This is a genomic window from Mesorhizobium sp. P2_D6 (genome assembly GCF_056404315.1).
Genome location: NZ_JBFUEG010000003.1, coordinates 476,038 through 488,422 on the forward strand (window position 1 = coordinate 476,038; position 12,385 = coordinate 488,422).

The following is a 12,385-nucleotide window of genomic DNA, read 5'->3' on the forward strand; positions in this document are numbered from 1 at the left end:
CCTAATCGTCACCACCATCTCAGATGGTCACCACCATCTCAGATCGTCACAACCATCTTGCCGGCATTGGCCAGCGGCGTCGTCACCCCCGACAGCATGGTGCGGATATGGGCGACGCTCTGATAGCGGCCATTGACCGAGATGCGCGGCAGTGCGTGCAGGAAGCCGGCATGCTCGGCATGCAGCACGCCATGGCGGGTCGTCACCGCCGAGGCGTAGCCGGCGTCGCCGGCAAAGCCGACTTCGCGGCAGCCGACAGCGCTTGCATAGCCATAGGGGTAAGCGAGATGGCGCGGCTCTTCGCCGAGCTGCGCCTGCAGCTGGCGCCTGACGTCGCCGATCTCATGGCGCGCATCGGCTTCGTCGAGCCGCTTCAGATTGCGATGGTTGACCGTGTGTGCGCCGATCGTCACCAACCTGTGCCCGGCCATGGCGCGGATATCGTCCCAGGTCATCAGTGTGCTTGAGCGCAACCCATCGAGTTCGATGCCGTTCGAGCGCGCGAGATCGCGCAGCACAGCGCGCTGGTCCTCCTCGCGGACTTCCAGCGTCAGATAGGCGTGCAGGCGGGCATTGGCCTGAAGTTTTCTGCCGTGGGTAGAGCAGTCGATCGTCACCGGCCCCTTCGGCGTCGCCAGCGTCAGCCGGTCGCGCGCGTTGACGATGTCCTCGACGACGTCCCACCACAGGTCGGCGCTGCCGTCGATCAGGCCCGGCGCGACATAGATGGTGATCGGCGCGTCGTGCTTTTCCAGCACCGGCAGCGCTTCGGTCATGTTGTCGCGATAGGCGTCGTCGGCGGTGATGGTAGCGAACTGGCCGTCCTTGCCACCGGCCTTGATGCGCTCGATCGCCTCGTCGAGCGTGACGAAGGCATAGCCCCTCGCCTTCATGTCGGCGACAAGAGTGTCGAGGAAACGCGGGGCGATGTTGAGGTGGCGGTTAACGCCGTCGGGCTTCTCCGGCGTGGCGGTGACCCGGTGCAACATCAGGATGGCGCCAATGCCGCCGACGAAGGGCTTGGCCAGCGGTGCAAGGCCGGTAAAGCGGGCGATGTTAAGCGCCAGTTTCCGAACTGCCTCCCCGCCGTCGATCATTCATTCACCTTTTGCGCCTAGGCTCAATCCAAGCACGGAACGCGCCGACGCGAACTCCCTGATCGCGACGAATACGCCTTAAGGATTGAGGTATGGTTGACGCCACCGCGTCATTTGACGGCAATCGGCTCGCCGCTAGCAAGGCGTCCGCGCGCGCAACGGCTGCCGACCAGACCAGCCTGTCGGTGTCGATCGCCGACGCTGCCGCGCTCGCCTCTTACGGGGAATTCTGCCGTTCCGCGCTGTTTGCGCCGGCGCAGAGCGCCGCCTGGGCCCGCGCCTGGACAGCGCAGGCCAATCCCGATGCCGTCGTCGCCACGCTGAAAATCGAGGACCGGCCGGTCTTCTCGCTGGCACTGGAAATCACACGAACTGGTCCACTCCGCGTCGCCCGCTTCATGGGCGGCCGTCATGCCAACGGCAATTTCGCCGCCGCCGATGAAGCCTGGCTGGCAAAGACTGATGCCGGGGCGATCCGCAAGCTGGTGACGGCGATCGGCAAGGCGCGTTCCGACATCGACCTCGTTGCGCTGGAAAGGCTGCTGCCCGATCTCGATGGTGTTGCCAATCCGTTGGCGGCATTCGCGCATTTCCCCAGCCCCAATTTGTCGCTCGCCGTCGACCTCGATGGTGGTTTCGATGCTTTGCTCTCCCGCGCGAGCGGCAAGCGCAAACGCAAGAAGCACCGTTCGCAGACGCGCAAGTTCGAGGCTGTCGGCAGTCATCGCCGCATCGAAGCGCGGACGACGGAAGAGGTGAACAGGCTGCTCGATGCTTTCTTCGAGATGAAGGAATTCCGCTTCGCCAAGATGGGCATTGCCAATGTCTTCGGCGACCCGGAGGTGCGCGCCTTCTTCCGCGCTTTGTTCGCCGGCGCGCTGGCTGAGGAGAAACCGGCCTTTGTGCTGCATGGGCTGGAAGTGGCCGGCAAGCTGCGCGCCATCACCGGCTCGAGCCGCTCGGGCAAGCGCCTGATCTGCGAATTCGGAGCCATCGCCGAGGACGATCTCGGCCACACCAGCCCCGGCGACTTCCTGTTCTTCGACAACATCCAGGAAGCCTGCGAGACGGGTTTCGAAGTCTATGATTTCTCGGTCGGCGACGAGCCCTATAAGCGCCTCTGGTGCGATATTGAGACCCAGCATTTCGAGGTGCTGGTGCCCTTGACACTGAAGGGAGGCGCCCTCGCGTCGGCGCTGCGGCAAGGCGCGCGGGCGAAAGCCTTCATCAAGAACAGCCCGACGATCTGGAAGCTGACCAAGATGCTGCGCCGCAAGGCGGCCGGACAGGCGGCGCCCGCCACCACGGAAGACGAAAACTAGCCGTCAGAAATTGAGAGCTTCGCGCAGCGCGGGACCGGCCCTGACACGCAGATCGAGATCAGCCTCGATGTGGTCGATGTGATGCAGCATCAGACGGCTCACCAACCCGCAATCGCCGCTCTCCAGCGCACCGACAATCCCCGTGTGCTCGCTATGCCCGCAGGCTGACACGCCAGAGCGGCCGTAAAGGGCGATAACCAGTGAGGAGCGCGCAACCAATTCCTCCATAAAGCGCTGCAGGATGGCGTTGCCGGCGACCGAGGCCAGCAGCAGATGGAAATCACCTGACGCCTTGATTTCGGAGCGCCGCGCGGTCGGACCGCGTTCGGCGATGAAGCGGCCTTCCTCATCGAGTTGGGCGCGGAACGCGGCGATATCTGTGGCTGTGACCCGCCCGCAGGCGGCAGTGGCAAGGCCCGGCTCGATCAGCCGGCGGGAGGCGAACACCTGGCGCGCTTCCTCGGGCGACGGGTTGGCAACGAAGGCGCCGCGGTTTCGCTCGGTACGCACCAACCCCTCGAAGGACAGCATCTGCAGCGCCGCGCGCGCGACGGTGCGCGAGACGTCAAACAGCGTGCCGACCTCGCCTTCCGACAGCTTGGTGCCCGGCGCCAGCCGTCGGTCGACGATGGCGTCGCGCAGATTATCGCGGATCGCCTGGGCGCGATCCTGATTGGCGCTGTCGGCTGCGGAATAGATCTGATCGGCAATGTTCATGGCGATGATGGTTCCCGCCCCCTTCTAGCGCGACTCATCGTCTGCACACGAGAGGCAAAGTGGACACGAAGCTAAAAAAGATTGCATACGATTCCTGTGCAAATCGCGAACAATCGCCCATAATTTGTGCAACGCACAAGGAAGCTCGCCAGACAGGCAACACTGCCGAAGCCTGATTTTTCAGACAATTCAATCGCTTGGCCGCTGACCCGCAAATTGGCACGCATGATGCTTTGGTTAATGCGACCAAACGGGGAAGCCTGAATGTCCAAAGCCGCCGAGATCGACATCGTGTCCGTTTCGAAAGTGTACGGAACGACGACTGCCGTCGAGGCCATCAGCCTGAAAATACCGGCCGGCACCTATTGCTGCCTGCTCGGGCCCTCCGGCTGCGGCAAGACCTCGACGCTGCGCATGATCGCCGGCCACGAAAGCATTTCGTCGGGCGATGTCCGGCTTGGCAACACCGTCGTCACCGACCTGCCGCCCGCCAAGCGAGGCACGGCGATGATGTTCCAGTCCTATGCCCTGTTCCCGCATCTCGACCTCATCGACAATGTCGCCTTCAGCCTGAAGATGAAGGGCGTCGACAAGGAAAAGCGCCGCGCCAAGGCGCTCGACATGCTCAAGCTGATGCAGATGGAGGCCTATGCGACGCGCCGCCCAGCGCAGCTTTCCGGCGGCCAGCAGCAGCGCGTCGCACTCGCCCGCGCGTTGATCACTGACCCTGAGGCGCTGCTGCTCGACGAGCCGCTGTCGGCGCTCGACCCGTTCCTGAAAATCCGCATGCGCGCCGAGTTGAAGAAGCTGCAGACTTCGCTCGGCATCACCTTCGTCCACGTCACCCACAGCCAGGAGGAGGCCATGGCCTTGGCGGACCTGATCGTGGTGATGAATGACGGCCGCATCGAACAGGCGGCACCCCCACGCGACGTGTTCGAACGCCCGGCCACGGCCTTCGTCGCGCGCTTCATGGGTGACCACAATGTCATCTCCGGCCGGGTCAGCGGCGCGCGCGACGGCATGGTCGTTTTCGACGTCAATGGCGGCGGCTCGCTCGCTGCCTGCGGACAAGGCCAGGAAGCAGGGGCCGCGATCGAAATCGCGATCCGCACCGACCATGTGCGCATCGGCGAGCCACCCTCGCCCGGCCTCGGCTTCACCGGCATCGTCTCCAACATCGAATATCGCGGCGCCACGGTGAAGCTGTCGGTGGCCGGAGCCGGCATCGACGATTTCACGGTCATCGTCGACGATTCCGACTTTTTCGCCAAACCCGTCGCCATTGGCGACGCCGTACCGCTCGCCTGGGATTCCGAGGACGCCATCGTCCTCGGGCGCCTTCATTCATGAATTCAACGAAGCAAAACAAAACAGGGGAATAAGCATGACAAACACACCGCAAACCAAGACTGGCATTTCGCGCCGCTCGCTGCTCAAGACCGGCGCCGCCGCCGTCGGCCTCGCCGCCGGCTCCGGCGTCATCACCGGCTTCCCGACCATCTGGGCGCAGTCCAACATCACGCTGCGCCAGTTCGGCACCGGCGTCTCGAACCTCAACGCCATCGCCGACAAGTGCAAGGCCGACCTCGGCATCACGCTTGAGATGACGGCGACCGATTCCGACGCCGCCGCCCAGCGCGCCGTCACCCAGCCCGACAGCTACGACATTGCCGACATCGAATACTGGATCTGCAAGAAGGTATTCCCGAGCGGCGTGCTGCAGCCGATGGATGTCAGCAAGCTGAAATACTACGACGAGCTGGTGCCGCTGTTCAAAACCGGCAAACTGACCCCCGACAGCGTCATTGCCCAGGGCACCGCGCCGCACACGGTCGGCTATGTCGAGGCGCAGGACTCAAAGACCTTCGCCAAGGCCCCCACCAACTGGTTCACCATGGTGCCGACGATCTATAACGCCGACACGCTGGGCATCCGGCCCGACCTCGTCGGTCGCGACATCACCACCTGGGCCGATATCATGGACCCCGCCTTCAAGGGCAAGACCGCGATCCTCAACATCCCGTCCATCGGCATCATGGATGCGGCCATGATCATGGAGGCCACCGGCAACATAAAATATGCCGACAAGGGCAACATGACCAAGGAAGAGATCGACAAGACGATCGACTTCCTGATCAAAGCCAAGCAGGCCGGCCAGTTCCGCGCCTTCTGGAAGTCGTTCGACGAGAGCGTCAACCTGATGGCATCGGGCGAAGTGGTCATCCAGTCCATGTGGTCACCGGCCGTCGCCGCGGTGCGCTCCAAGGGCATCGCCTGCCGCTTCCAGCCGCTCAAGGAAGGCTACCGCTCCTGGGGCGGCGGCCTTGGCCTTGCCGCCCATCTCAAGGGCGCCGAGCTCGACGCGGCCTACGAATACATCAACTGGTACACGTCGGGCTGGGTCGGCGGCTATCTCAATCGTCAGGGCTACTATTCCGCCAACATGGTCTCGGCCAAGAAGTTCATGTCCGAGGACGAATGGGGCTACTGGATCGAGGGCAAGCCCGCCAAGGGCGAGATCAAGGCGCCGGACGGCACAGTCATGGAAAAGGCCGGCGCCGTGCGCGACGGCGGCTCGTTCGAGGAACGCATGGGGAAGGTCGCCTGCTGGAACTCGGTCATGGACGAGGACCGCTACATGGTGAAGCGCTGGAACGAGTTCATCGCGGCGTAAAGCGGACGCGTTCACTGTGATGTTGCGATCCTTCGCGCCGCGAAGGATCGCGAGTCATCACGATCACGCCGAGGATTTTCCACATGACCGTGGCTCTCGAGCAGCCTGTGACAACCGCCGCCGCCAAGCCCGCTAAGCGCGGCCGCTTCTCGCTCAGCGCCGTCACGCCCTATTTGCAGTCGGCACCGCTGGCACTCATCCTAGGCGCGTTCCTGCTTCTGCCAATCATCATGATCGCCGTCGTATCCTTCTGGGATTACGACTTCGCCGCCATGTATCCGGATTTCCTGACGACGAACTATTCAGACGTGCTTGGCTCCTGGGTCACCTGGAAGACCTATCTCAACACCATCAAGTTCGCTGCCATCGTCTGGGCGCTGACCTTGTTCATCGGCTTCTGGGTGGCCTATTTCCTTGCCTTCCACATCCGCACCACGGCCATGCAGATGGTGCTGTTCCTGGTTTGCACTGTACCGTTCCTGACCTCCAACATCATCCGCATGATCTCGTGGATCCCGGTTCTTGGCCGCAACGGCTTGATCAACTCGACGCTGGTGCAATTGGGGCTGGTGCCGAAACCCATCGAATGGCTGCTCTATTCCGAATTCGCGGTCGTGCTCGCCATGGTGCATCTCTATACGCTGTTCATGGTAACGCCGATTTTCAACACGCTGATGCGGATCGATCGTTCGCTGTTCGAGGCCGCGCGTGATGCCGGCGCGTCCGGCTGGCAGGTGTTGTGGAACGTGATCATTCCGCTGGCCAAGCCCGGCATGGCGATCGGCACCATCTTCGTCGTTACGCTGGTGATGGCCGATTTCTCCACCGTGCAGGTGATGTCGGGCGGCCAGAGCGCGTCGGTCGCACTGATGATGAAGAACCAGATGTCGCTGCTGCAATATCCTGCCGCCGCCGCCAATGCCGTGGTGTTGCTGGTGTTGGTGCTGTTGATGGTCGCCGGCATCCTGCGCATCGTCGACATCCGCAAGGAGCTTTGAGGTGAGCCACGAAAAACGCACCCTCGAATTCTATGTGCTTGCGGCCTTCTTCATTCTGTTCGTCCTGTTCCTCTATGGTCCGCTGTCGGCGATCCTGATCCTTTCTTTCCAGGGCGAGACCGGCGGCCTCACCTTCCCGCTCAATGGCGTGTCGCTGCACTGGTTCGCCAATCTGTTCGAGCGCCAGGCGGTCGGCGATTTCGGCGGCAGCTTCAAGCGCTCACTGGTGCTGGGCCTGATGGTGATGGTCGTCACCGTTGTGGTGTCGCTGCTGGCGGGGCTCGCCTTCCGGCAGAAATTTCGCGGCGCCACCGCGCTGTTCTACCTGGCGGTCGCCAGCCTCGTCGTACCCTCGATCATCATTTCGCTCGGCATCGGCGTCGTCTTCCAGCAGATCGGCTTCCGACCGGCCTGGTACACGTCAGCCTTCGGCGCGCACCTGACCTGGACCTTGCCCTTCGGCGTGCTCATCATGTTCGCCGTCTTCAACCGCTTCTCGCCCGCCTATGAGGAAGCCGCGCGTGACCTGGGCGCCAACTCCTGGCAGACCTTCGCCCATGTCGTGCTGCCGATGATCGCGCCGAGCCTGATTGGCGTCGGCCTGTTCGGCTTCACGCTGTCCTATGACGAGTTCGCCCGCACGCTGATGACGTCGGGCACCTTCAACACGCTGCCGCTCGAGATTTATGGCATGACCACCAATGTCACGACGCCGGTGCTCTACGCACTGGGCACGGTGACCACCGTGTTCTCCTTCCTGGTGATCCTGGCGACGCTGGGTGCCATCCTCTATGTCGGCCGCAGGCGGGCCAGGGTTTGATTGTGCAGATACTGGTGGTGAACCCCAACACGACGGCGAGCATGACCGAGACGATCGCGGCAGCCGCGCGCGGCGTCGCCGGCGCCTGGACAGAGGTGGTGGCCGTCACCTCCTCCATGGGTCCGGCCTCGATCGAGGGCTATTACGACGAGGCGCTCGCCGTGCCTGGCCTGCTGATGGAAATCGCTGCCGGTGAGCGTGCCGGCGCGCAGGCCGCCATCATTGCCTGTTTCGACGATACGGGCCTGGACGCGGCACGTGCCATGGCCTCCATTCCGGTCATCGGCATCTGTGAGGCCGCACTCAGTGTCGCCTCGTACATTGCCCAGCGCTTCACAGTCGTAACGACCACCGAACGCTCGCGTGTCCCTGTCGAGGGCCTGGTGCAGCGCTACGGCATGGCCGGGCGTGCCCGCGTGCGCGCCGCTGACATTCCCGTGCTTTCCCTTGGAGACAGTACATCCGGCGCCGTCGAGAAACTTCGCGGCGAGATCGCCCGTGCCATTGAGGAGGACCGCGCCGAGGCCATCGTGCTCGGTTGCGCCGGCATGGCCGACCTGGCCCACCAATTGCAGGACGAGTTCGACCTGCCGGTCATCGACGGCGTCGGCGCGGCGGTCAAGCAGGCCGAGGCGCTGATCGCATTGGGGCTGTCGACCTCGAAGCGCGGTGCCTATGCCAGCCCGCTGGCCAAGTCCTATCGCGGCGTGCTGAAATCCTTCTCGCCCGGAACTATCTCCGCGGAGTGAGCCATGAAGCCGACCATCCGTGCGCTGTCGCTGCAAGAACTGGCCGTTCTTATCGACTGGGCGGCCGCCGAAGGCTGGAACCCTGGCCTCGACGATGCCGCCGCGTTTCAGCCAACCGACCCTGAAGGCTTCATCGGCGCCTTCGTCGGCAACGAGTTGGTGGCCGCCATCTCGGCTGTCGCCTATGGCGGCAATTTCGGTTTCATCGGTCTCTACATCTGCCGACCAGATATGCGCGGCCAAGGCCACGGCAAAGCGGTCTGGGGCGCCGGCATGGCCAGGCTGGCCGGCCGAACAGTCGGCCTCGACGGCGTCGCAGCACAGTTGGCCAACTATCGGCGTAAGGGATTCAGGCCAGCTTACGAAACGATCCGCTTCAGCGGCCGTACCGCGATACCGTCCGTCCGAAGCGATGGGGTGCGCACGATAAGCACGCAACTGGTGCCCGACATCATCGCCTATGACGCCCGCTGTTTTCCCGCACCTCGGCGGGCCTTCCTGCACCGTTGGTCGCAACCACCGCATGTCGGGTTCGCCGCGATCAGTTCGCTCGGCACCATAGGCTACGCCGTGGCTCGTCCCTGCCGTTCGGGTTACAAGGTCGGCCCGCTGTTTGCCGACGACACCGAGACGGCGATGCAACTGTTGGGCAGTCTGGCTGGTGCATGCGAAGGCGGCGACCTGCATATCGACGTTCCAGCCGACAATATCGATTTCACTACGGCGCTTGCAGCGATTGGTTTCAGGCCGACCTTCACCACCACCCGCATGTACAAAGGCACGCCTCCGAAGGTCGACTCGCGCCGAATATTTGGCGTGACGACCCTGGAGTTAGGGTAGATCCAGGCGCAGCCTGACAGGCTTGGCGAGACGCGGCTGACGGCTTTGGTTTTTGGGAACCGGCGCGCGATGGACGATCCAATCTGTAGAAGCGCCGCCTAAGTAGAAGTGTCTGATGTCTCAGGCGGCGCTACGTCGTCCCGGCACGGGGTGTCCCGGCGTCTCAAGGCCAATCGGCGTCACCAGAGTGAGGTCGGGATAGCCGCTCTCAATCAGCTTGACGGCGGCCTGCGCCACCTCATCGTCCGCTTGCAGCATGGAGAGGAAGACCTCGGTGCTGTCGCCAACCAGTCGGCTGATGCTGTGCGCGTCGGCCGGTCCGCATTCGACAATGACCAGATCATAGGCGGTGGTCAGCGACTGCATGATGATCGGCAGCCGATCGGCGGCGCGCATGGCGCGGACCGGGTCGGCGGTGCCGACGGGAATGACATGGCAGTCGGAATAAAGGTCGGCGTGGATGACGTCGCCGAACTGCGCTTCGGCAGCGAGCAAATTTGTAATGCCGGGGAACAGTCCGCTGTCCAGCATCGGCCGCGAGGCCGCACCCGATGCGGTTAGGTCCAGCAGCAGCACGCGCAGGCCTGCGTCGGAGACTTCGCGTGCCACCAGCACAGCCGAGGCCGCGGCCTCATCGCCTTCAGGCGAGACGAAGATGGCGCGCGCAGCACCGCTGGCGATCAGCTTTTCCGCCGCCTTCTCGACATCGATCTCGCCAAGCCTGGAGCGCACCGGTTCGGGTTCCGCGTCTGCGGCCGCTGCTTCTTCCCCCGCTGCGGGGGCAGACTCGGGAACCGCCTTCGGCTCCAGTTCATGCTCCATGTCCGCCGGCCGGTCTTCCGCCTCCCCGGTCTTAGCTGCCACCGGTTTCGGCTCGACGACCGGCACCGACGCGACTGGCATTGCCACCTGTTCGATGCGCTCATATCGGGTGCCGGGAGCCGGACGCATGGCGCGGCCCGAAAACAGCTCCTGCAGAAGCGTGATGATCGACATCAGCAGCAGCGAGCCGACGAAAGCGGCGCCGACGATCGGGACGAGTTTGGGGAAATAGGGTTCTGACGGCACCGAGGCCTTTGAGGCTATCCGAGCGTCAACCGGCAGATATTTGCGATCCTGGCGCGAAGCCGCCTCACGATAGTTGGTCAGGTACAGTTCAAGTTGCTGACGTTTAGCGGCTGCATCGCGCTGCAGCGCGTCGAGTTCGACCTGCTCCTTCCCGGCGCGCGCCGATGCGGCCTTCAGCGTATTGAGATCTGATATGAGCTGGTTTTCGCGAGCCTGCGCGGTCTGCGCCTGCGTCAGAAGCCCCTTCATGATTTTTTGCGCTTCGATGCGGATCTGGCCGTCGAGATCGGCGAGCTGCGATTTCAGCGCACGGATGCGCGGATGATTGTCGAGCAAGGTGGTGGAGAGATCGGCGATGTTGGTCTTCAACTCGACCTGGCGCTCGCGCAGGCGCTGGATGAGATCGGACGATAGCACCTCCGGCACCGCATCCAGCGAGCCGCCGCCCTGCAATGCCTTGCGCACGCTGTCGGCGGTCGCTTGCGCCGAAGCGCGGTTGGCGCGCACGCGCATCAGTTCACTCGACAGTTCGGACAGCTGTTGCGTCGCCAGCACCGAATTGTTGCCGCCCATCAGAAGATCGGACTGGGCGCGGTAGTCAGCGACCTTGTCCTCGGCAACCCTGACCTGCTGTTGCAGGTCTGCGATCTCCGGCGCCAGAAAATCGGCAGCGGCGTTGTTCGACTCGCGTTTGGCCGCCCCTTGCCCAGCGATGTAGGCGGCGGCAATGGCATCTGGTATCTTGGCCGCGAGCTTGCGGTTTTCCGATGAGAACTCAATGGCAATGATGCGCGTCTTCTCGACACCATAGACGTTGAGCTTCTCGTGCATTTTCTTGAGGACACGCTCTTCCGCCGGAATTTCCATTGGGTCGCTTTTCAAGCCGAAGAGGACCAGAGCCCGACTCAACGGCGACATGTCGAGCGCATCGTCGAACTCGGGGAGTTTTTCCAGACCAAGCTTTTCAGCGACCTGCTTCAGGATCTCGTTGGAGGAAATAATCTGGACCTGAGTGGCGATGCCTTGTTCATCGAGAATTGGCTTGTCGGTGTCGTTGTTGCTGGGCGGCCGCGTATAGACGGATTCACGCGGAACGATCTCCACCTGCGTCTGGGCCTTGTAGTGCCGGGTTGCCAGCGAGGCAAAGGCGAACGCCAGCCCTGTCACCACCAGCGTGACCACAAGGATGCGCAGCCAGTTCCTGGCCAGACTGGCGAAGAGCTGTCTCAGGTCGACATCGACATCTGCGGCCGCGGACTGAACGGACATGCATTCCTGCTCCGGAACATGAGTCTAGACGTTACCGTAAACAGCTATGGTAACTCAGCCGTTAAGATGGCGGTAAGCACCCATTAGGGTTTGCTGACAGCAGGCAAACAAAGGCCGTGAAACTACTCGGCTTTTGTCAATTGCCGCCAAATCGGCCGCATCCCTTTACCGGCCATTAACCCTAACAGGATGATAACAAACCCAGATCCTTAAGGTTTGCCGCCGCATCATGGCGGCCACAGCGACGAAGGTATGTGTCCGATCATGAAAAGCGCTGCTGGTCTGTTTCGCGCTCTGCTGGCCGTGTCGATGCTCGCCGGCTGCTCCAGCTACCGGCCGACGCCGGCGGCCTTCCACGAAGTGCTCGACCAGCCCTACCGGCTCGGCGCCGGCGACCGTGTCCGCGTCACCGTGTTCGAGCAGGACGGGCTGACCAACACCTATAGCGTCGACCAGTCCGGCTACATGTCCTTCCCGCTCGTCGGCGCCGTGCCGGCACGTGGCCACACGGCCCAGCAGCTGGAAAAAGAGATTGCCGACAAACTGCGCCAGGGCTATCTGCGCGACCCCGATGTGTCGGTCGAGATCGACCGCTACCGGCCGATCTTCGTCATGGGCGAAGTGGGTGCTGCCGGCCAGTATTCCTATGTGCCGGGGCTTACCGTGCAGAAGGCGATTGCGATTGCTGGCGGTTTCTCGCCGCGTGCCAACCAGGAAAGCGTCGATATCACCCGCGACATCAACGGCAAGGTGATGACCGGCAGGGTGGTCACCTCCGACCCCTTGCTGCCTGGCGATACCGTTTACGTTCGCGAACGCCTGTTCTGA

11 protein-coding genes are annotated in these 12,385 nt (G+C 63.1%); 8 read left to right on the plus strand and 3 right to left on the minus strand.

Translation table 11 applies throughout. The annotated features are described in order from the left end of the window. Positions 1 to 38: 38 nt before the first annotated feature. Positions 39 to 1,097 (minus strand): polysaccharide deacetylase family protein, encoded by a 1,059-nt coding sequence (locus AC1D1L_RS08740; protein ID WP_477340487.1) that lies wholly within the window; start codon positions 1,095 to 1,097, stop codon positions 39 to 41. 92 nt (positions 1,098 to 1,189) lie between these two features. On the opposite strand from AC1D1L_RS08740, the gene AC1D1L_RS08745 reads away from it, so the two are divergent. Then, on the plus strand, positions 1,190 to 2,419 hold the full coding sequence (locus AC1D1L_RS08745) for a GNAT family N-acetyltransferase (RefSeq protein ID WP_477340489.1): 1,230 nt from the start codon (positions 1,190 to 1,192) through the stop codon (positions 2,417 to 2,419). Between the two features lie 3 nt (positions 2,420 to 2,422). Here the strand turns inward: AC1D1L_RS08745 and AC1D1L_RS08750 are convergent, their stop codons facing one another. Next, positions 2,423 to 3,136 carry a GntR family transcriptional regulator gene (locus AC1D1L_RS08750; protein ID WP_112561350.1) on the minus strand — a complete coding sequence of 238 codons (714 nt, stop codon included), beginning with the start codon at positions 3,134 to 3,136 and terminating at the stop codon, positions 2,423 to 2,425. Positions 3,137 to 3,400: 264 nt separating this feature from the next. Between AC1D1L_RS08750 and AC1D1L_RS08755 the strand changes: the two genes are divergently transcribed. The 6 genes from AC1D1L_RS08755 to AC1D1L_RS08780 all read left to right on the plus strand — a co-directional run bounded on the left by AC1D1L_RS08755 (position 3,401) and on the right by AC1D1L_RS08780 (position 9,220). Beyond that, complete coding sequence (locus AC1D1L_RS08755; RefSeq protein ID WP_477340491.1) at positions 3,401 to 4,489, plus strand: ABC transporter ATP-binding protein; 1,089 nt, start codon at positions 3,401 to 3,403, stop codon at positions 4,487 to 4,489. Positions 4,490 to 4,523: 34 nt separating this feature from the next. Then, the gene (locus AC1D1L_RS08760) at positions 4,524 to 5,813 is read left to right on the plus strand and encodes an ABC transporter substrate-binding protein (RefSeq protein WP_112561348.1); all 1,290 of its coding nucleotides are present in this window, start codon (positions 4,524 to 4,526) and stop codon (positions 5,811 to 5,813) included. Positions 5,814 to 5,896: 83 nt separating this feature from the next. Continuing rightward, positions 5,897 to 6,811 carry an ABC transporter permease gene (locus tag AC1D1L_RS08765; protein WP_477340494.1) on the plus strand — a complete coding sequence of 305 codons (915 nt, stop codon included), beginning with the start codon at positions 5,897 to 5,899 and terminating at the stop codon, positions 6,809 to 6,811. Between the two features lies 1 nt (position 6,812). Further along, complete coding sequence (locus AC1D1L_RS08770) at positions 6,813 to 7,631, plus strand: ABC transporter permease (RefSeq protein WP_477340496.1); 819 nt, start codon at positions 6,813 to 6,815, stop codon at positions 7,629 to 7,631. A 2-nt stretch (positions 7,632 to 7,633) separates the two neighbouring features. After that, positions 7,634 to 8,380: an aspartate/glutamate racemase family protein gene (locus tag AC1D1L_RS08775; RefSeq protein WP_477340763.1), complete on the plus strand. Its 747-nt coding sequence runs from the start codon at positions 7,634 to 7,636 to the stop codon at positions 8,378 to 8,380. 3 nt (positions 8,381 to 8,383) lie between these two features. Continuing rightward, the gene (locus tag AC1D1L_RS08780) at positions 8,384 to 9,220 is read left to right on the plus strand and encodes a GNAT family N-acetyltransferase (protein ID WP_477340498.1); all 837 of its coding nucleotides are present in this window, start codon (positions 8,384 to 8,386) and stop codon (positions 9,218 to 9,220) included. A 120-nt stretch (positions 9,221 to 9,340) separates the two neighbouring features. Here the strand turns inward: AC1D1L_RS08780 and AC1D1L_RS08785 are convergent, their stop codons facing one another. After that, on the minus strand, positions 9,341 to 11,557 hold the full coding sequence (locus AC1D1L_RS08785) for a GumC family protein (protein WP_477340500.1): 2,217 nt from the start codon (positions 11,555 to 11,557) through the stop codon (positions 9,341 to 9,343). Positions 11,558 to 11,821: 264 nt separating this feature from the next. Here AC1D1L_RS08785 and AC1D1L_RS08790 point away from each other — a divergent pair, with 264 nt between their 5' ends. Continuing rightward, positions 11,822 to 12,385, plus strand: coding sequence for a polysaccharide biosynthesis/export family protein (locus AC1D1L_RS08790; RefSeq protein ID WP_112561792.1), 564 nt, complete (start codon positions 11,822 to 11,824; stop codon positions 12,383 to 12,385).